We start from the raw sequence: 20,665 nt of genomic DNA, 5'->3' as shown, positions 1-20,665 counted from the left end.
TTACTTTGAACGAAACCACATCCTATTAATATATATTCTGCATCTAGCATATCATATCTATTAAAAAAAGAAAAGAAATTCTAAAGAAAAAGCCCAGTGTAGAGAACTTTATTCCCTCATAACACTAGACTTCTTTTTTTATTTTAATAATACTCACCTTGACGGTAGTCCCATGAGTTAAAGGTATCTGACAGGTGCATCATGATTTTATCAATGTCAAGCCCTTTGCGGATCACAACTGGAGCTGGTGAGATTGAACGGTCTCCTCCTTGTTCTGGGATGAGCTTACCATCTTTATCAACCATAGATACCATCACACCTTGCTCGTAGCGAGTTTCAATCGTTTTGTCAGGTTGGATAGATGCCACATAGTCGTCTGCTTCGATGACAAGGTCCACTGCTCCTTCGATACGTTGACCGATACCTTCCACCTTACCACGGTTTCCTTTACCAGATGGGTTAGCTGATGAGGCATAGACCATTTTACCTTCTTCCCAAAGTTTAGCAGCCAACTGTTCACCAGCTTTACCAAACTTGATGACAAAACAGCTAGTACCACGAACGTCTGTCATGAGCTCCTCACGGCCATCACCGTATGCTTTCAATTTTTCAAAAGCTTCTGGTTTCCATGGAAGGATACAACCGAGGAGAATGTCTTCGTCCCAATGTTTTTGGTAGAAGGCTTCAATTTCTGGGTTGAGTTGTGCTAAAGCGCGAAGCTCATCCATGCTACCACAAAGTACAACACCTGGTTTGTTACGGTTACGCTCTTTAGCTTCAAATTTGCGTTCAAGACCTGCCTTATCGCTCGTCATGATAATGTAACCAACTTTAGTAGGACAAACGATACATCCGCCCTCACCTTTTAAAATGTCATAGCCTTCTTGTGAAAGTGTTCCGTTCCATTGAATGTGTTTTGTCATAGTTCTATAGTTCCTTTTCTATTTTTCTTTTAATCCTGCCAGTAGGCCGGACGTTGTTTTTCATAGGCAGCAATCAAATCTTCATACTGCAAAGTAATTCCGATATCATCCAAACCATTTAAGAGCTTGTGTTTCCACTCGCTATCTATTTCGAAAGTGAATTCTCCAACTGGTGAGATGATTTTTTGTTGTTCCAAGTCCACAGTTACCTGGTCAGTCGGTTTGAGTTGGGCTAGCTTTTCTCTAACCTCTCTAGGCTGAACAATGGGCAACATGCCATTATTGAGTTCATTATTGTAATGAATATCACCGAAAGAACCTGCAATCACGACCTTAAAACCATAGTCGGCCAGAGCCCAAGCTGCGTGTTCTCTGGACGATCCTGCGCCAAAGTTGTCCCCTGAGATAAGAATACTGGCTTTACGGTATTCTGGTCGGTTAAAAACAAAGTCTGGATCCTCAGTATAGTTATCGTCCAGATAACGCCAAGCATACATGAGGTACTTACCAAAGCCTTTTTTATCAATTAACTTGAGAAACTGCTTGGGGAGTATTTGGTCGGTGTCGATGTTATCATTCATGAGAGGAACGGTCGTTCCTGTATAAACTGTAAATTTCTCCATATCCTCTCCTTACTGGGCTTCTGGCATTTGTCGAACATCTACGAAACGCCCTGCGATAGCTGCTGCCGCTGCCATGGCTGGACTGCAGAGATGAGTCTTAGCGCCAAATCCCTGTCTGTCTTCAAAATTGCGGTTACTAGTTGAGGCACAGTGAACACCATCAGGGACCTTGTCAGGATTCATCCCTAGGCACATAGAACAACCTGGGTCTCTCCATTCAAAGCCAGCATCTAAGAAGACCTTATCCAAGCCCAACTTCTCAGCAGCTCGTTTGACAGGACGAGAGCCTGGAACCACGATAGCCGTTAAGTTGGGAGCAATTTTCTTCCCTTTGACAAATCGCGCAGCCAGCTGTAAGTCACTGAGTCGAGCATTGGTACAAGACCCGATAAAGATATAACCTAGTTCAATATCCGCTGGCTTTTGGCCAGGCTCCAAGTTCATGTAATGATAAGCTCGTTCATCATTCATATCCTTAATTTCTGGAAAACTACTGTCAAAGTCGACGCCCATAGCAGGATTGGTTCCCCAGGTCACCATAGGAGCCAAGTCTGAGACATCCATCCGGATAACCTTATCATAGACAGCATCATCATCGCTGACAAGCGTCTTCCAGTCAGCAACCGCCTCCTCGAAAGCTTCGGGAACGCATTCCCGTCCCTTGAGATAGTCATAGGTAGTCTGGTCTGGATTCATAATTCCCATCTTGGAGCCAAACTCGATGGACATATTGCAGATGGTCATTCTCTCTTCCATGGTCAGTGCATCAATTGCTTGCCCACGATATTCCACCACATAGCCAACACCACAGGCAACGCCGTACTTGGCAATTAAGGCGAGAATGTAATCCTTAGAATAAACTCCTTTTTGAGGAACACCAGTGAATTCTACCAGCATTTTCTTGGGTTTAACTTGCCAGAGTGTCTGAGTAGCAAAGACATGCTCAACCTCACTGGTCCCAATCCCAAAGGCGATAGCTCCGAAAGCTCCGTGAGTAGCTGTGTGACTGTCTCCACAGACGATGAATTTTCCTGGTTGGGTCCGTCCTGTTTCTGGACCTACCATGTGAACGATTCCCTGCTTTTCAGAACCGTGGGCCGCATGTTCAATCCCAAACTCCTCAACATTTTCAGCAAGCTTATCAATTTGGGCCTTAGAAATAACATCTCGAATATCATAGATGTTGACCGTTGGTACATTGTGGTCAAAGGTTCCAAATGTCAAGTCTGGTCGTCTCAATCTGCGGCCTGCATCTCGTAATCCTTGAAAAGCTTGGGGACTAGTCACTTCATGAATATAGTGCTGGTCCACATACATGAGTTGGGGCTGCCCTTCTTCTCCTGTGATGACATGGCGGTCCCATAATTTATCAAAAATTGATTTTCCTGCCATCCATTACCTCCAAATAAAATATAAGGCTACTAGCGTGGTCACCATCCCGAGAAACCAAACTGTTTTAAAATACCATTTTCTAGTCTTGTGATGAAAGGTGATTCCTGCCAACCAGGCACCAAAACCACCACAAGTAAGGGCTAAAATGAGTAAGATTTTCTCTGGGACGCGCCAAGCACCTCTTCTTGCCTTGGATTTGTCAATGCCATAAATCAAGAAAATCAGCAAATTCCAAATCAAGAGGGCAAGCGTGATTCCTTCATTTATCTTCATAATCTTTCAATGATGGCTTCTGTCATTTCCTTAGTCGAAGCCTGTCCTCCAATATCTCTTGTTAAAATGCCAGCCGCTAAACTAGCTTCAACAGCACGCTCGATACGCTCTGCATCCTCATAACGTCCAAAACTGTCTCTCAACATCATAGCAACTGACAAAATCATAGAGATAGGATTGGCAATTCCTTGACCTGCAATATCAGGCGCTGAACCGTGAATAGGCTCATAAAGACTTGGCCCCTTTTCAGAATGACTGGCTGATGGCATAACACCAAGAGTGCCTGATAGAACGCTTGATTCATCAGATAAGATATCTCCAAAAAGATTTTCCGTCACGATGACATCAAACTTGGCAGGATTGGTAATCATGATCATGGCAGCTGAGTCCACCAACTGGTGCTCCAAGGTTACATCTGGAAAATCTTGCGCAACCTCCTCAGCTACTCTGCGCCAGAGTTTTGAAGTCGCTAGAACATTTTGCTTATCGATACTAGTAACGATTTTTCTGCGATTTCTTGCAATTTCAAATGCCTTGCGAATAATCCGCTCTAATTCTTCGTAGCTGTAGTCGTTGATATCACGCGCTTTCCGCTCTTCAAGGATATGATCTCCAAAGTAAATCCCACCTGTCAACTCACGTACCACGACAAAGTCTACACCAGCAATTCGTTCCGGTTTGAGAGGTGACAAATGCTTGAGACTATCAAAAATCTTAACAGGGCGAATATTGGCATAGAGATTGAGTTCCTTACGAAGAGCCAGCAAGCCTTGTTCAGGCCGAACCGATGCTCCATCATACTGGGGACTACCGATAGCCGCTAGGAGAATAGCATCTGCTTCTCTACATGCCTTGAGGGTTTCATCAGGTAAGGGATGCCCCGCAGCATCAATTCCTGCACCTCCAAAGGGGCGTCTGTCCATCTCATAGCCAAATCCTGTTTTTGAAGCTAGAGCTTCCAGAACCGCTAAACCAGCTTCCATGATTTCTGGACCGATTCCATCTCCTGCTAGAGCTACTATTTTCTTTGTCATAGCCTTCTCCTTTACACACTAGGCATGTCTCGGTAGGAAACGCTATGCCCCATCTCACCTGCATTCTCTTTTTGAACAAAAGTATTGGCATTGATATAGGCAATAGCGGAAGCCTTCAATACATCGAAATCAAGACCTGCTGCGTTAAAGATGGTTTCTGTATCTCTGTTTTCAACAGTGACCAAAACCCGAGCCTGGGCATCGATACCATCTGTTACCGCGTCAATGGTATAGGACACCAAGCGGACAGATTGGTTGAAGAACTTATCAATAGCGTTAAAGATTGCTTCAACGGAACCTTGCCCTGTTGCATTAAATTCGACTTTTTCACCATCCATGTTGGCTAGACTAACAAGTGCTTCAATTTCATTGTCTGCATGGGTTTGAAGTTGCAAATCATCAAAGTGGAAGCCTTCTGGATTTTCAACCATAGTTCCAGCTACCAGAGCTCGAATATCTGCATCTGTGATTTCTTGTTTCTTGTCTGCCAGAGCCTTGAACTTAGCAAAGAGTGGTTTGATATCCTCTTCTGTAAAATCTAGAGCCAGTTCTCTTAGTTTTTCAACAAAGGCATGGCGACCTGACAATTTTCCAAGCGGAAGACTATTACTCTTGACACCGACCAATTCAGGTGTGATGATCTCATAAGTGAGAGGATTTTTAAGGACTCCATCTTGGTGAATACCCGATTCATGAGAGAAGGCATTGCCACCAACGACAGCCTTATTTTTAGGAACTGGAATACCAGAGAAGCGAGAAACCATTTCAGACGTATTCATTGTTTCATCCAAAACAATATCACTAGTTGCTTGGAAGAAATCCTCACGAATCTTCAAAGCAACAGCTACTTCTTCAAGAGCAACATTACCTGCGCGTTCACCGATACCATTAATAGTTCCCTGGACACGTCCAGCACCGTGTTTAATTGCTGTCAAAGTATTTGCAGTTGCCATACCGAGATCATCGTGACAGTGGACACCAAAGACAACTTTATGATCTGATTTAATATTTTCAGTCAAGTGATCAAAGATGCGTGCAAACTCTTCTGGAGTCGTGAAGCCAACTGTGTCAGGGATATTGATATAAGATGCACCTGCATCGACCGCTGTTTGAACGACTTGTAAGAGGAAATCCAACTCTGTTCTAGTCGCATCTTCAGGAGAGAATTCGACGATTTCAAACTTAGAACGTGCATAAGAAACATGTTCCTTGATAGCTTCTAAAATCTCTTCCTTGCTCTTATTGAGCTTATACTTGCGGTGAATCGGACTGGTAGCGATAAAGACATGAATTTGGGGATACTTGGCATCCTTAAGCGCCTCATAACAAGCATCAATATCAGATTTTACAGAACGAGCTAATCCTGTCACTGCTGTTTTTTTCATAACTTTAGCAATTTCTTGAACGGCTATAAATGAATCTGGACTAGCAGCCGGAAAACCAGCTTCAATTACAGAAATTCCCCATTTCTCCAGCTGTCTTGCAATAGAAACTTTTTCCTTTATTGAGAAGTTAACACCAGGTGTTTGTTCCCCATCACGAAGGCTTGTATCAAAAAATTCAACTTTACGCATAAGATTTCCCCTTTTCCAAATGTGGTTTTAAAAAAACATCTCGCTCAGAAGCCCAAGCGAGATGTTGATTTACTCCCGCTTGGTAAGCCAAACAGGACTAATGCTTTTGCACTAGCCCGAGTACCTCAACAACAAAGCAAATTGATTAAACTTAGCTGTTTTCATGTTTGACTTTCTCCTTCGTTTGATATCTTGTTTAGTATTTTAGCATAGCTAAAAACACTTGTCAATAAAAAATCCATTATTTTCTGAAAATTTCTTCAGTAAAGAATATTTTGCTAATTGAAAGTATTTGAAAACTCAAGTAACTTTCCTTATTTTTTCACAGTCAAGTTCCAACTTCTTTCGATGAGTTCTATCACTTCTTCATCTTGCAAACTATCATCAAGCGCCAGACTAAGCCAGTAGCGTTTGTTCATATGAAAAGCTGGATAAATGCCTTTTTTTGAAAGCAAGTCAGCTACTTGGTCGTGTTTGAGGTTGACTGCTTCGACTAGCCCCTCTCTGCCCTTTTCCAGCCTATCCCATGGAATTCTCATTAAAACAGCATACCACTTTTGATTACCTTCATGGCGTAATACAGCTGTATCAGGAGACTTTTCCCACAGATACTCCAACTGATTACCATACTTTTCCTGAACTTGAGTCATGATACGCTTAGTCTGAGGATAGATAAAATCCTGCACATCAAAACAAGCCTTCCGAATCTGGTAAAGAATCTCCAAACAAGCCTCACGGATACTTGCAACAAAACTTCCCCTCATGCTTTCCATATGTACTTGAGGATAGAGGTCACCCGTTTCCTGGTCAAAAACCTGAAAGCTCACATTATCAGGAGTGATGGAGACTGTCATGAAAAATTCACCCTGCAAAATCTGGCAACTATAGGTCCAGACTTCTCCATTTTCTACAAAACCATAGGCATGGGCTTTTTCTTTATTAAACTGATAGGATTTAAAAATTTCAAACATAAGTGAAAACTGCTACCAAAAGCTAGCAGTTCCTTTCTATTTTTTAAAAGACAACCTTGGTTCCATGCAATTGTGTCACACCCAGCTGGTCGATAAAGGTTTGACGGTTATCCAAGTCAATCCCCCCACCTGGTAGAATTTCAATTTTACCTTTAGCATGTTCCAAAATTCTGTGATAATGAGCGAAACGTTTCTCTAGCGAGTCTCCAGACACACCAGCACGAGTTAAGATACGGGTAACACCAGCTTGGCTGAGCCAGTCAATGGCTTCCAACTGATCTTCATCACTCAATTCATCAAAGGCCATGTGAAAGACAATTTCCATTCCTTTAGATGCGGCAATCAGCTTCTCAAGATTAGGCTTATCTAACTTCTTATCAGCAGTTAATGTCCCAAATACACCCCCTTGACTTCCAGCCTGAGCAGTCAAACGAATGTCTTCTAGCATGATCGCTATTTCAAGATTAGTATAGACAAAGTCGCCACCACGGGGACGAATCATGGTCATAATGGTCGTATCGTAGTTAGCTGCCAGTTCAACCGCTGCCTTGGTCACTCCATAGCTAGGTGTTGTTCCACCCACTGCTAGATTGTCACAAAGTTCGATTCGACGAGCTCCAGCCTGCATCGCTTTTTCAAGCAAGGTCACATTTTCAGCACAAAATTCGTAAATCATTTGATTCTCCTTGATGTTTTCTTTAAATTTATTATATCATATTATTTTAAATAGGCTTTCATTTTTATCAAGGCAAATAACTACTATTTTTATCTATTCTTTGTCAGGAATAACTTTAAAGAGATAGTAGGTGATAAAGATAGTCAAGGCTCCCAGACCGATTTTGACTGGCAAAAGAGGGGCAAAATAAATAGAAATCCCCATCAAGATATAGATAGATATGATGATTTTTTTCTTTCGTTCTCGCGCGATTGACTTGGTTTCCCGAAAGTCAGCTACATAAGTCTGATAAAGCTTTGTATGATAAAGCCAGTCTTCAAAACGCTTAGAAGATTTAGAAAAGCAAGCGATAGCTAACAAAAGAAAGGGTGTTGTTGGTAAAAGTGGTAAGACAACTCCAATAACAGCTAAAGCCAGTGAAATAAAGCCAATACTGAGGTAAATGATACGCATGATTTCTCCTAGATAAATTACTCTTCCTCTAGTTTCGCATACAAGGGGGAAATTTGTCAAGCATCAACAAAAAAGAGCCTGAAATTCATTTTCAGGACTCTGCATTTTATTTAATTTTTTCCTCTTCGTAGTCGCCATTACTACATACAACCTGCTTGCCACCACCACGGACTTTTTTCTCCACTAGGAAGTGTCCGCATTTTGGACAGTCACGGCCAATTGGTTTGTCCCAGGAAGTAAATTCACATTCTGGGTAACGATTGCAACCATAGAAGATACGATTGCGCTTGGTTTTGCGTTCGATGATTTGTCCTTGATGACAGCTTGGACACTCGACACCAATCTCCTTAACAATCGCTTGTGTATGACGGCAGTCTGGGAAGTTGCTGCAAGCATAGAATTTACCAAAACGACCGAGCTTAATCACCATTGGACTGCCACAAACTTCACAGTCAAATCCAGCTGGCTCATCCTTGATCTGGATTTTTTCCATTTCGGATTCAGCCTTGGCTACCTCTTTAGAGAATGGTTTATAAAATTCATCAATGACACGTTGCCACTGCTCTTTACCAACTTCGACATCATCCAGTTTTCCTTCCATCTCAGCTGTGAAGGTCACATTGACAATATCTGGGAAATATTCAACAATGAGTTTATTAACAATTTCACCCAACTCTGTTGGTTCAAAACGTTTAGCTGCAAGGCGAACATAATAACGTTTCTGAATGGTTTCAATGGTTGGAGCGTAGGTTGACGGACGTCCAACCCCATTTTCCTCCAAGGTCTTGATAAGAGTCGCTTCCGAATAGCGAGCAGGTGGTTGAGTGAAATGTTGTTCTGGCTTGCTATTGACCTGTTTGACCACATCTCCTACTGCCATATCCGGCAACATTTTGTTTTTGTCAGAGTCATTATAAATAGCAAGATATCCATCAAACTTAACTTGGCTTCCATTTGCCGCAAACTGAACCCCCTTTTGAGAGAGCTTAACAGCCATAGTATCAAAGATAGCAGCTGTCATCTGGCTAGCCACAAAACGGTTCCAGATAAGGGTATAGAGCTTGAGCTGGTCTTTGTCCAAGTACTTAGCGATGCTTTCTGGTGTGTTAAAGACACTAGATGGGCGAATGGCTTCGTGAGCATCCTGAGCACCTGAGGCATTCTTGACCTTGCTACCATGCTTGGAATACTTGCTACCAAAACGGTCGTTAATGTAGCTTGCAGCTTCGTTCTGAGCCACAGGACTGATACGAGTCGAGTCTGTACGCATATAGGTAATCAAACCTTGCACGCCCGATCCGATATTGATTCCTTCATAGAGCTGTTGAGCCACCATCATAGTCTTTCGAGTACGGAAATTGATTTTGTTAGCCGCATCCATCTGCATGGTTGAAGTCGTATAAGGTAGGGGCGCATTGCGTTTGCGTTCTTTCTTATCTACCTGGTCTACTGTGAAATCTTTACTAGTCAAATGGGACAAGACTTCTTTTACTTCTTCGTTGGTGGTCAATTTCATCTTTTTGCCATTCATACCATAGAAAGAAGCCTGAAATTGCTTGGTTCCCTTCTTAAAGACACCATCAATTGTCCAGTATTCTTCTGGTTGGAATGCATTGATCTCATTTTCACGGTCAATGATGAGCTTAAGGGCAACAGACTGCACGCGTCCTGCTGATAAGCCCTTCTTGACCTTTTTCCACAAAATTGGCGAAATCGAATACCCGACCAAGCGGTCTAAGACACGACGAGCTTGTTGGGCGTCGACCAAGTCCATGTCAATCTTGCGAGGCTCTTTAAAGGCATTTTTTACTGCGTCTTTGGTGATTTCATTAAAGACTACACGGTTGGCATCATTCTCATCCAAGTTGAGAATGTGAGCCAAATGCCAGGAAATTGCTTCTCCTTCACGGTCCGGGTCACTCGCCAGAAAGACTTTATTGGCCTTTTTTGATTCTTTTTTTAAGTCATTGATGAGAGGGCCTTTTCCTCGGATATTGATATACTGCGGTTCATAGTTATTTTCAATGTCGACTGACATACTGGATTTTTTCAAATCACGGATATGCCCGACACTGGCTAAAACCTTGTAATTTCTGCCTAGATATTTCTCAATCGTTTTCGCCTTAGCAGGCGACTCTACGATGACTAGATTTTTCTTAACTGTTGATTTTTTCTTCTTTGTTGCCGTAGCCACACTATCACACCTTTTCAAAGTAATAAACTTTATAAAGTGTAAACCATTTTTCTATAGCTGTCAAGACCTAAGTCCTATATATAGAAGAAAAGTTTATCTGAGTGAACAAATTTCTCCTTAAAATTCAAACTCAGCCAGCACATCTTGACCACTGCTAATCAGTTTTGCTCCCTCTTGAATCAGGTGGTGACAGCCATCTGAATGGCCATCTAAAATGTTTCCTGGAATAGCAAAAACATCACGCCCTTCCTCCATAGCTCGCTCACAGGTGATGAGACTACCAGAACGCATCCTTGCCTCTGCTACAATCACACCACGGCAAAGGCCAGCAATGATTCGATTACGAGCTGGAAAGTGAAATTTCAAGGGTTCCTCACCAGGTCCGTATTCGCTAAGTACCAAATGGTGATTGCCAATGTGTTCCTGCAAACGTTTATTGGCGCGGGGATAAAAAACATCCAATCCTGTTCCAATGACAGCAATTGTTCTTCCTCCATTCTGGAGTGCAGCCATATGGGCAGCCGTATCAATCCCTTTGGCTAAACCACTGACCACGATTAATTCGTTTTCCAAACCTTGAATGACTTTCTGAACCGATTTTCCTCCCTGACTAGAACATGAACGACTCCCTACAACAGCAACCTTTGGAAATTTCAATAAGTCTAGATTTCCTTTATAAAACAAGAGCGCTGGAGCATCATAAATCTCACTCAGATCCCAAGGATAACAGTCATCAAGAATCGAGAAGGATGGAAATTTTTGGAACTCCTTCTCCAACTGTGCATCATCTATCTGGAAATAGCGTTCCATAAAGACAGCAGGATTACGGCATCCAGATATTTCTGCAATATCACCTAGCAAGAGCTCCTGATCTACAGTCTCGTCGTATTCAAGAACAGTTAAAATTTGTTGATTGGTCAGCCCAGCTTTTCTCAATTTATAAATCTCATAGTTTGTAATCTTCATATACAACTCCATTTCTTTTTCTACTCATCTATCTATTCGTAAAAAAAATAAAAAGAAGACCAAGAATCTTCTTTTTTTCATTTATTCAGATTTAGTAGTTGACCAGCTACTTTCAACCATCGGTAAGATTGTTTTTAAAGTTTCCCCATCCCCTTCAAGTGAAACATAGCGGATTTTACCATCATTTGATCGGAAAACCCAGGTAACGAGGTATTTCCCTGATTTAGCAATTGCATTGACAACATAGGCTTCATAGCCTCCAATGGTCGATTTGGAGCCCCAAACCTTACTGAAATCAGAACTTTGTTCTTTGGAAGTTAAAATACTAGATGAGACAGTCACAATATCCAGTTTAGCATATTCTTCTTCGCTGATATTAAACTGCTCAGCCTTAAAGGTATTCAGCGTAACAATGTTGATATCTGTTCCATCACTATACTGTATATCATTTCCACCTTCTACTTCATGGAATTGAACCCATGATTTGGGTACCTTGACAAAACCATATTCATTCGAACCGATGATTTGCGTCTCTTCCTTTTTCGCTTCAGAAACAGCAGAGCTAGAACTACTCGTTTCCTGACTGCTAGAAGGCCTAACAACCGCAGTCGAACTTTCTTCGGTTGCTGTTTGCGAATTATTGGAGCATGAAGCTAGAAAAACACTAGCAGTAACTACAGTACCTAAAATTAATAATTTTTTCATCCTACCACCTTTCCATCTGCATTATAAGAAAAATAAGGACTTCTGTCAAATTCTAACCTAATCTATTCTGTTAGCTTCCGATTTTATCACTCTCATTTAAAGCAAAAACTCTTGAAAAATCTTCAAGAGTTTTTTTTATTTCTATTCTTCATCCATGCTCAAGACGCTAAGGAAGGCTTCTTGTGGGACTTCTACTGATCCGATAGCTTTCATGCGTTTCTTACCAGCTTTTTGTTTTTCAAGGAGTTTGCGTTTACGAGAAACGTCACCACCATAACATTTGGCAAGTACGTTCTTACGAAGGGCCTTGATATCTGTACGAGCCACGATCTTGTGCCCAATAGCTGCTTGGATCGGCACCTCAAATTGTTGACGAGGGATGATTTTCTTAAGTTTATCCACGATGAGTTTCCCTCGTTCGTAGGCAAAATCCTTGTGAACGATAAAGCTGAGGGCGTCCACCTTGTCTCCATTGAGGAGGATATCCATTTTGACCAGCTTAGATGGACGGTACTCTGACAATTCGTAGTCAAAGCTTGCATAACCACGCGTCGAAGACTTAAGCTTATCAAAAAAGTCAAAGACAATTTCAGCAAGCGGAATTTGATAGATAACATTGACACGATTATCATCAATATAGTCCATGGTCACAAAATCCCCACGCTTGCGCTGAGCCAGTTCCATCACCGCTCCGACAAACTCCTGCGGTACCATGATTTGCGCCTTGACATAAGGCTCTTCAATAGTCGCAATCTTGGTTGGGTCTGGAAATTCAGAGGGGTTAGACACATCCATAGACTCACCGTCAGTTTGGTTAACCTTATAGATAACAGACGGAGCTGTCATGATAAGATCAATGTTGAACTCACGCTCTAAACGCTCTTGGATAACATCCATATGGAGAAGTCCAAGGAATCCACAACGGAAACCAAATCCAAGAGCCTGAGATGTTTCTGGTTCAAACTGCAGGCTGGCATCGTTAAGTTGCAATTTTTCAAGGGCTTCACGAAGGTCATTGTACTTGTTTGACTCGATTGGGTAAAGACCTGCAAAGACCATAGGATTCATCTGCTTGTATCCATCTAGCGGTTCTGCTGCTGGATTGCTTGCTAGGGTCACTGTATCACCCACACGAGTGTCTTGAACCGTCTTGATAGAAGCCGCAATATAACCAACGTCACCAGTCGCAAGAAAATCACGACCAACTGCTTTCGGTGTGAAAATACCAACTTCCGTCACATCAAAGGTCTTGCCATTGCTCATGAGCTGAATCTTATCACCAGGTTTGACCACTCCGTCCATAACACGCACTTGCAGGATAACCCCACGGTAAGCATCGTAAACAGAGTCGAAAATCAAGGCTTTGAGTGGTGCTGCAACATCACCCGTTGGAGCTGGAACTTTTTCAACGATCTGCTCAAGAATCTCTTCGATCCCAATACCAGCTTTGGCTGAAGCTAAGACCGCTTCACTGGCATCCAGTCCGATAACATCCTCAATCTCTGTACGAACGCGCTCAGGATCGGCTGCTGGAAGGTCAATCTTGTTAATGACTGGCAGGATTTCCAAATCATTGTCCAAGGCTAGATAAACGTTGGCAAGAGTTTGTGCCTCAATTCCTTGTGCAGCGTCAACTACCAAAATCGCCCCTTCACAGGCGGCTAGCGAACGCGACACTTCATAGGTAAAGTCCACGTGCCCTGGCGTGTCAATCAAGTGGAAAATATAGGTCTCGCCATCTTTTGCAGTGTAATTGAGCTCAATAGCATTGAGTTTAATGGTAATCCCACGTTCACGCTCAAGATCCATACTATCCAGAAGCTGGGCTTGCATTTCACGACTAGAAACCGTCTCCGTCTTTTCCAAAATGCGGTCTGCCAGTGTTGATTTCCCATGGTCAATATGGGCGATAATAGAGAAGTTTCGAATCTTCTCCTGACGTTTCTTCAATTCTTCTAAGTTCATGATGCTCTTCCTTTCAGGGGATCTATTAATTATAAATTGTTTTTAACATTTTGACAAGACCATACCCTGCTAGGAGTACTAATCTTCGGCAATAAAGCCATCATTTTCGATAAAGTGGTGTTCTGTCATTCCTTGGTCTGTAAAGACGATTCCATGAAGGACACCACCATAGACAGCCCCTCCATCCATGCCAATCTTGCCATCCTCTGTTATCCAAAGCTCAGCAGTACCTCGGTCTTGCTTGAGCAAACCATAAACTGGTGTATGGCCAAAGACAATGGTTTTTCCAGTATGATTTTCGGCTTCGTGGAATGGTTTTCTGAGCCATACTTTCTTATAATCTGTAGTTTCATGCCAATCATCCAAGGTCAAATCAATACCAGCGTGCACAAAGATATACTTGTCTGTCTCAACAACAAAAGGCATTTGACGAATAAATTCGACCAAGTCTGCTGCTTCTGTCGCAACCCGTTTGGCATCTTCTACGCCATCAACTGGTGCATCCAAGGGGCGACCTAGGATTGAGTTAATAGTTGTATCTCCACCATTGCGACGATAATGGTCATAGCTTTCTTCTGGGTCATCGAGCCAAGTCAGAAACATATACTCGTGGTTTCCTGATAGACAGATAGCCCCTTGATTGTCGACCAAGTCTTTTACCATTTCTAGAACACGGCGACTATCCTCACCACGGTCAATCAAATCCCCTAGAAAGAGCAGCTGAGTTTGACCATCCCAGGTTTTGAGCAGATCTTCTAGCATACCTGCCTTTCCGTGAACATCTCCAATTACATAATAGTCTGTCATTTATTTCATCCTCGTTTGCAATAATTCTCTGGCTTGAGTAAGGGCAGCTTCGGTTACATTTTTCCCAGCCAACATTTTAGCTACTTCCTCTACTCGCTCTTCTAAAGTCAAGAGACGAACTGTCGACACCGTTGAGTGTTCGTCACTAATCTTCTCAATAAAGAATTGATAATCCGCGATGGCAATCACTTGTGGAAGGTGAGAGATAGCAAGAACCTGACCATGCTGGCCAATCTTATGAATCTTTTGAGCGATGGCTTGGGCCACGCGACCTGAAACTCCCGTATCTACCTCATCAAAGACAATACTAGTCTTGCCCTCTTTACGTGAAAAAGCGGATTTAATAGCTAGCATGAGACGGGATAATTCCCCACCAGATGCAACTTTGACCAAAGGCTTAAAATCTTCACCTGGGTTGGTGGAAATGTAAAATTCAACTGTTTCATTTCCTTCACGGCTGAATTTACTCTTACTAAAGCGAACCTGGAATTGTGCCTTCTCCATATAGAGGTCTTGCAATTCTTGCTTAATCTCAGCTTCAAGCTGCTGGGCCAAGTCATGGCGAGCTGATGCAAGCTGCCCTGCCAAATCGACAAGATTAACTTCCAATTTCTTGAGCTCTGCTTCCATATCTTCGGAAGAAAGGTTATTTCCAGTCAAGAGATTGTACTCATCCGTAATCTTGGCAAAATAAAGCAAAACATCGTCCACAGTTCCACCGTACTTGCGGGTAATAGTATTTATAAGGTCTAAGCGATTTTCAACCTGCATGATGCGATTGCCATCAAAATCCAAGTCCTCAATAATATCTTCTAAACGCTTTGTAATATCTTCTAAAACATAGTAGGTCTCTGACAGAGAACTTGAAATTTCACGGTATTCAGGGTCGTATTCTTCAACACTTTCCATGTCATTCATGGCTGAACGGACATTAGCAAGACTGGAGAATTCCTCATTGTCTAACATGCTATAGGCATTAGTCAGCGTATCCGCAATATTTTTATGATTGAGGAGTTTATCTCGTTCTTGGTTGAGAGCCAAGTCTTCACCAGCTTGCAAGTTTGCAGCCTCAATCTCTGCCATTTGAAATTCCAACATCTCAATACGAGCCTTGTGTTCCTGCTGGTTTTTCTTGACTTCCAAAACCTGCTTGCGCATTTTGCGATAGGCATCAAAGCTCGTCTGATAGGTCTCCTTCAACTCCAAGAAAGCAGCATCACCAAACTCATCCAACATCTGAATGTGCAGTTGAGGACGCATTAACTCCTCTTGGTCATGCTGACCATGGATATCCACAAGGTGTTGCCCAATGGCACGCAAGACGGAAAGATTGACCATCTGACCATTCACGCGACTAACACTACGACCATTTTGCAAAATTTCCCGACGGATGATAATCTCATCCCCCAATTCTAAACCTTGCTCATCAAAAAGTTCCTGTAAAAGGCGACTGTTTTCAACCGAGAAAAGCCCCTCAATCTCTGCCTTTGGCGCACCGTGGCGAATAACGTCTGTCGTTGCACGAGCCCCCAACATGAGATTCATAGCGTCGATAATGATAGACTTTCCAGCACCCGTTTCCCCGGTTAAAACAGTCATACCCTTTTCAAAATTGAGGGAAATCGCCTCAATAATGGCAAAGTTTTTTATCGAAATTTCAAGTAACATACTGACCTACCATTTTTTGACTTGTTCAACAATTTCTTCAGCTGCCTCTGCTGTTCTAGCTACAATTAAGATAGAATCATCATCAGCTAGACAGCTAAAAATCTGTTCAGAAAATGCTTCAACCAGCTGACTCTTCACAAAAATAGTATTTCCAGGAATGACAGCAAGGTTGATCATATTTCCCATTAACTCAGAACTCACAATATTGTCCTCAGCCAACTGCAAACTTTTGACGATTGATTTTGGCAACTCATAGATATAGGTGTTGTTCTTCAAAGGAATTTTAACAATCCCAAGCTCCTTGATGTCCCTTGAGACAGTGGCTTGCGTAGCAGAAATACCTGCTTCCTTCAAATGCTCAACGATTTCTTCCTGAGTCCCGATTTGATAATCCGTAACAAATCTTCTAATTTTTTCAAGTCTCTCTTTTTTATTCATCTTTAAATTCTCTATGTGCTCTCTCTACAACTTTTTCTATTTCGGGGGCAACTTGATTACTTGCTCCCTCTTCCTTTTTCAAATATGCCAGAAATTCAATGTTTCCATGTCCACCTTGGATTGGTGAATAGTCTAATCCAAGCACTGAAAAACCTTGCTCAACTGCCATAGCAGTGACAGATTCAAGGACAGTTTGATGAACCTTGGCATCTCGAATGATTCCATTTTTCCCAATCTGCTCACGACCTGCTTCAAACTGGGGTTTAACAAGTGCCACCACCTGACCTTGATCAGCCAAGACACGATGCAAAGCAGGCAAAATCAGACTGAGGGAAATGAAACTCACATCAATACTGGCAAAGCTTGGTTCCTGCTCAAAATCAGTCTTTTCAGCATAACGAAAATTAAACTGCTCCATGCTGACAACCCGCGGGTCTTGACGTAATTTCCAAGCCAACTGATTGGTGCCAACATCGACTGCAAAGATCAACTCAGCACCATTTTGCAACATGACGTCAGTAAATCCTCCAGTGGAAGCTCCAATATCAATCGTTGTCGCTCCCTCGACTGACAAATCAAAGACCTGCAAGGCCTTCTCCAGTTTTAGACCACCACGACTGACATACTTGAGTTTTTCACCCTTGAGTTTTAGCTCAGTGTCATCTGGGATTTTCTCTCCTGGTTTGTCAAAGCGCTCCCCATTGAGGACAGCTACGACTAGACCTGCCATGACACCGCGCTTGGCCTGTTCTCGCGTTTCAAACAAGCCCTGTTTATAAGCTAGTACATCCACTCTTTCCTTAGCCATTGATTCTCAAACTTTCTACTACTTTCACAATCGATTCTGTTTCAAAGGGAACCTGCTGGGCAATTTCTTCTAATTTAGCCTCGGCTTGATCCAGAGTTTGGTTACAAAAGGCAATGGCCTCTTCCAAGCCCAACAAGGCTGGGTAGGTCGACTTTTCTGCTTGTAAATCCTTTTGTGGTGTTTTGCCGATTTCCTCAAAACTAGCGGTCACATCCAACACATCATCTCTGACTTGAAAGGCCAGTCCGATTAATTCACCAACCGTTTTCAGTTTTGCTTGGATTTCAGGCGCTAATTCTGCTATGATAGCGGCGGCTTGGAAAGGATAGGCTAGTAATTTTCCAGTTTTATTGGCATGAATGGTCTGGAGTTCTTCCAAGGACAAATGCTGGTGTTCGCCTTCCATATCTAAAACCTGCCCTGCAACCATGCCTAGACTTCCTGAAGCAAGGGATAAGTTGGCAATCAAATCCACCTTGATCTGACTTGGCAAATCCGCCTGCGCTATTAAGGCATAGGGATCTAGGAACAAAGCATCTCCTGCCAATATTGCCATCGCTTCGCCAAATTTCTTATGATTGGTTAAACGCCCTCGACGGTAATCGTCATCATCCATAGCAGGAAGATCATCATGAATCAAGCTTCCTGTATGAATCATTTCCAAGGCCGCAGCCACCTGCGCGTGTGCTGGTCTAATAGCAACATGCAAGGCTTCCAAAACCTCTAACAAGAGAAAAGGTCGAATACGCTTGCCACCAGCATGAATGGAATAGAGAACGGACTCTCGTAGACTAGAAGCAAACTGCTGGTCTCCATAAAAATCTTCCAAAGCCGATTCAACAAGAGCTAATTTTTCTTGCTTCTTCATTCAAAATCACTTTCTGTTCCGTCTTCTTGCATGACCTTAACCAAGGTCTTTTCAGCCTTGTCCAGTGTCGCTTGGAGCTCTTTTGACAAGACCATGCCCTTTTGAAAGGCCGCAATCGCATCTTCCAAAGCAATTTCACCATTTTCCAAACTTTGGACAATGGTTTCCAGTTCTGCTAGATTTTCCTCAAATTTCTTTTGTTTTGACATCTTTAACCTCTAATTCTACTTGACCATCTCGCATCAAAAGCGTCACTTGGTCTTTTTTATTCAACATCTCAACAGAATCGACTACGGACTCTTCTTTTTTGACAATTGCATAACCACGCGCCACGATTCGACTGGTATCCAACATCAACAAAGCTTCTGAAAGTCGCTTGACTTCAGCAACCTTGGTATCATAAACAAGCGCCATTTGGCTACGTAGGAGCTTATCCAACTGACCTAGGCGGTCTTGATAGCGTTGGATTTTGGTCACAGGTGATAATTGCACCAGTTGATGTGTCCTTGCTTGTACTAGTTGTTTGTTATCGGAAATCTGTGTGCGCAAACTTTGTTTTAATCGCAGTTGCAGTTGATCTAACCGTTGTAAATAACCATCATACAAACGCTCTGGCTGTCTAAAGATGACTGACTGACTGCATTTTTTCAAAGCTTCATGTTTCTTAGATAGGACATTTCGGACTGCTGTTGCCATCCGTTTTTCTTGATTTTGCAAATGAGTTAACACATCCAACTTAGTCACAGGCGTTGCCAGTTCAGCTGCAGCTGTTGGCGTTGCAGCCCGTCTATCTGCCACAAAATCCGCCAAGGTCACATCCGTCTCATGACCAACACTAGAGATGATGGGTAAACGGGATTCAAAAATAGCCCGTACCACAATTTCTTCGTTAAAGGCCCAGAGATCCTCGATGGAACCACCACCACGACCAATGATGAGAACATCTAGGTCCTCACGTTGATTGGCACGCGCAATATTTCGAGCAATTTCCTCAGCAGCTCCATCACCTTGCACCTTGGTCGGATAGAGAAGGATATCAACACCAGGAAAACGCCTGCTGACGGTCGTGATAATATCTCGAATAACGGCTCCACTGCGACTGGTTACTACACCAATTCGCTTAGAAAACTGGGGAAGAGGTTGCTTGAAGCGTTCTTGAAACAGGCCTTCTTCTGTCAGTTTCTTCTTGAGTTGTTCAAACTGAATCGCGAGCGCCCCAACCCCATCAGGCTCAGCCTTTTCAATGATGATAGAGTAGCTCCCACTGGGTTCATAGACCTGCACACGCCCAATCACATTGATTTTCATTCCCTCTTCGAGGTCGAAACCTAATTTCTGATAGATCCCTGACCATATGGTCGCTTGAATAACTGCATGGTCATCTTTTAAGGAGAAATATTGGTGAGTAGGTCGTTTACGAAAGTTGGAAACTTGACCAGTTAAATAGACCCGTTCCAAGTAAGGGTCTTTATCGAATTTCATTTTCAGATACTTGGTCAAAGTTGTTACCGATAAATACTTTTCCATCTCCACCTACTATTCATTTTCTTGCTTTTCCATGGGTATTATTATACCAAAAAGATGATTAAAAATCTCCTTTTGCATACTGAAACCAAAGGAAAAATAGAAAAAGGAGGCATTGCCTCCTCATCTGATTATTTGCTGTTTCGTGCTTCTTCCAAAATCTTAGAAATTTTGGTGGTCAAAAGGTCGATAGCAACAGTATTGCTGACCCCTTCAGGAATGACGATATCGGCATAACGCTTGGTCGGCTCAATGAACTGGTGGTACATAGGTTTGACCACACCTAGATATTGGTCAATCACGCTATCCAGACTACGGCCACGCTCTTCCATATCACGCTTGATCCGACGAATAATACGCACATCATCATCTGTATCCACAAAAATCTTGATATCCATCAAATCGCGCAGACGCTTGTCCTCCAAGACCAAAATCCCCTCAACGATAAAGACATCCTGAGGCTCCTGACGATAGGTCTTGCTACTCCGTGTATGTTCTGTATAGTCATAAGTCGGGATGTCCACTGGGCGCCCTGCCAACAATTCCTTAATCTGCTCGATCATCAGGTCTGTATCAAAGGCAAATGGATGGTCGTAATTGGTTTTGACACGCTCTTCAAAGGTCAAGTGAGACTGATCCTTGTAGTATGAATCATGCTCAATCATGGAAATCTTTTCATCAGGAAAGTGCGATAAAATGGCTCTTGAAACACTTGTTTTTCCTCCACCAGAACCACCTGTCACTCCGATAATGATTGGTCTATTTTGCATGCTACCCTCCGTTTTTTTATCCGTCGTCTATTC

At 42.6% G+C, this 20,665-nt stretch carries 21 protein-coding genes; all 21 read right to left on the bottom strand.

Going from position 1 to position 20,665, the window contains the following annotated elements:
• Positions 1–143: 143 nt before the first annotated feature.
• Positions 144–923 (bottom strand): L-threonylcarbamoyladenylate synthase, encoded by a 780-nt coding sequence (locus B7723_RS04505; protein WP_084849756.1) that lies wholly within the window; start codon positions 921–923, stop codon positions 144–146.
• Positions 924–952: 29 nt separating this feature from the next.
• Positions 953–1,546: a 3-isopropylmalate dehydratase small subunit gene (leuD, locus tag B7723_RS04500; protein ID WP_000410640.1), complete on the bottom strand. Its 594-nt coding sequence runs from the start codon at positions 1,544–1,546 to the stop codon at positions 953–955.
• Positions 1,547–1,555: 9 nt separating this feature from the next.
• Positions 1,556–2,938 carry a 3-isopropylmalate dehydratase large subunit gene (leuC, locus tag B7723_RS04495; protein WP_000907571.1) on the bottom strand — a complete coding sequence of 461 codons (1,383 nt, stop codon included), beginning with the start codon at positions 2,936–2,938 and terminating at the stop codon, positions 1,556–1,558.
• Between the two features lie 3 nt (positions 2,939–2,941).
• Positions 2,942–3,211, bottom strand: coding sequence for a DUF1294 domain-containing protein (locus B7723_RS04490; protein WP_000700091.1), 270 nt, complete (start codon positions 3,209–3,211; stop codon positions 2,942–2,944).
• On the bottom strand, positions 3,208–4,245 hold the full coding sequence (leuB, locus tag B7723_RS04485) for a 3-isopropylmalate dehydrogenase (RefSeq protein WP_084849757.1): 1,038 nt from the start codon (positions 4,243–4,245) through the stop codon (positions 3,208–3,210). The genes B7723_RS04490 and leuB overlap by 4 nt, the downstream gene beginning before the upstream one ends.
• An 11-nt stretch (positions 4,246–4,256) precedes the next feature.
• Positions 4,257–5,819 (bottom strand): 2-isopropylmalate synthase, encoded by a 1,563-nt coding sequence (locus B7723_RS04480; RefSeq protein ID WP_042902190.1) that lies wholly within the window; start codon positions 5,817–5,819, stop codon positions 4,257–4,259.
• Between the two features lie 314 nt (positions 5,820–6,133).
• Positions 6,134–6,790: an MmcQ/YjbR family DNA-binding protein gene (locus tag B7723_RS04475; RefSeq protein ID WP_084849758.1), complete on the bottom strand. Its 657-nt coding sequence runs from the start codon at positions 6,788–6,790 to the stop codon at positions 6,134–6,136.
• A gap of 43 nt (positions 6,791–6,833) precedes the next feature.
• Entirely contained in the window at positions 6,834–7,466 is a 633-nt protein-coding gene (locus tag B7723_RS04470) for a copper homeostasis protein CutC (RefSeq protein WP_084849759.1), read from the bottom strand.
• A gap of 93 nt (positions 7,467–7,559) precedes the next feature.
• The gene (locus B7723_RS04465; RefSeq protein WP_084849760.1) at positions 7,560–7,919 is read right to left on the bottom strand and encodes a YbaN family protein; all 360 of its coding nucleotides are present in this window, start codon (positions 7,917–7,919) and stop codon (positions 7,560–7,562) included.
• A 106-nt stretch (positions 7,920–8,025) separates the two neighbouring features.
• Positions 8,026–10,113 (bottom strand): type I DNA topoisomerase, encoded by a 2,088-nt coding sequence (gene topA / locus B7723_RS04460; RefSeq protein WP_084849761.1) that lies wholly within the window; start codon positions 10,111–10,113, stop codon positions 8,026–8,028.
• A 117-nt stretch (positions 10,114–10,230) separates the two neighbouring features.
• On the bottom strand, positions 10,231–11,079 hold the full coding sequence (dprA, locus tag B7723_RS04455) for a DNA-processing protein DprA (RefSeq protein ID WP_084849762.1): 849 nt from the start codon (positions 11,077–11,079) through the stop codon (positions 10,231–10,233).
• 81 nt (positions 11,080–11,160) lie between these two features.
• Complete coding sequence (locus B7723_RS04450) at positions 11,161–11,784, bottom strand: hypothetical protein (RefSeq protein WP_084849763.1); 624 nt, start codon at positions 11,782–11,784, stop codon at positions 11,161–11,163.
• Positions 11,785–11,925: 141 nt separating this feature from the next.
• Positions 11,926–13,749: a translation elongation factor 4 gene (gene lepA / locus B7723_RS04445; RefSeq protein ID WP_001047193.1), complete on the bottom strand. Its 1,824-nt coding sequence runs from the start codon at positions 13,747–13,749 to the stop codon at positions 11,926–11,928.
• A 78-nt stretch (positions 13,750–13,827) separates the two neighbouring features.
• Positions 13,828–14,556: a metallophosphoesterase family protein gene (locus tag B7723_RS04440; protein ID WP_045591141.1), complete on the bottom strand. Its 729-nt coding sequence runs from the start codon at positions 14,554–14,556 to the stop codon at positions 13,828–13,830.
• Positions 14,557–16,224 (bottom strand): DNA repair protein RecN, encoded by a 1,668-nt coding sequence (recN, locus tag B7723_RS04435; RefSeq protein WP_084849764.1) that lies wholly within the window; start codon positions 16,222–16,224, stop codon positions 14,557–14,559. It lies immediately after the preceding gene.
• Positions 16,225–16,230: 6 nt separating this feature from the next.
• Positions 16,231–16,662, bottom strand: coding sequence for an arginine repressor (locus tag B7723_RS04430; RefSeq protein ID WP_001034390.1), 432 nt, complete (start codon positions 16,660–16,662; stop codon positions 16,231–16,233).
• Positions 16,655–17,470: a TlyA family RNA methyltransferase gene (locus tag B7723_RS04425; RefSeq protein ID WP_084849765.1), complete on the bottom strand. Its 816-nt coding sequence runs from the start codon at positions 17,468–17,470 to the stop codon at positions 16,655–16,657. The genes B7723_RS04430 and B7723_RS04425 overlap by 8 nt, the downstream gene beginning before the upstream one ends.
• The gene (locus tag B7723_RS04420) at positions 17,463–18,338 is read right to left on the bottom strand and encodes a polyprenyl synthetase family protein (protein ID WP_084849766.1); all 876 of its coding nucleotides are present in this window, start codon (positions 18,336–18,338) and stop codon (positions 17,463–17,465) included. The genes B7723_RS04425 and B7723_RS04420 overlap by 8 nt, the downstream gene beginning before the upstream one ends.
• Positions 18,335–18,547: an exodeoxyribonuclease VII small subunit gene (locus B7723_RS04415; RefSeq protein ID WP_000043226.1), complete on the bottom strand. Its 213-nt coding sequence runs from the start codon at positions 18,545–18,547 to the stop codon at positions 18,335–18,337. Before B7723_RS04415 ends, B7723_RS04420 begins: the two co-directional genes overlap by 4 nt.
• A complete protein-coding gene (gene xseA, locus B7723_RS04410; RefSeq protein ID WP_084849767.1) occupies positions 18,525–19,865 on the bottom strand; it encodes an exodeoxyribonuclease VII large subunit in 1,341 nt (446 codons plus the stop codon). Before xseA ends, B7723_RS04415 begins: the two co-directional genes overlap by 23 nt.
• A 128-nt stretch (positions 19,866–19,993) precedes the next feature.
• Positions 19,994–20,632, bottom strand: a complete 639-nt coding sequence (gene udk / locus B7723_RS04405) for a uridine kinase (protein ID WP_045591120.1) — start codon at positions 20,630–20,632, stop codon at positions 19,994–19,996.
• Positions 20,633–20,665 lie beyond the last annotated feature (33 nt).

Origin of the sequence: Streptococcus oralis subsp. oralis (assembly GCF_002096435.1) — a bacterium.
GTDB classification, from domain to species: domain Bacteria; phylum Bacillota; class Bacilli; order Lactobacillales; family Streptococcaceae; genus Streptococcus; species Streptococcus oralis_AA.
This window is presented reverse-complemented; position numbering and strand designations above follow the sequence as displayed.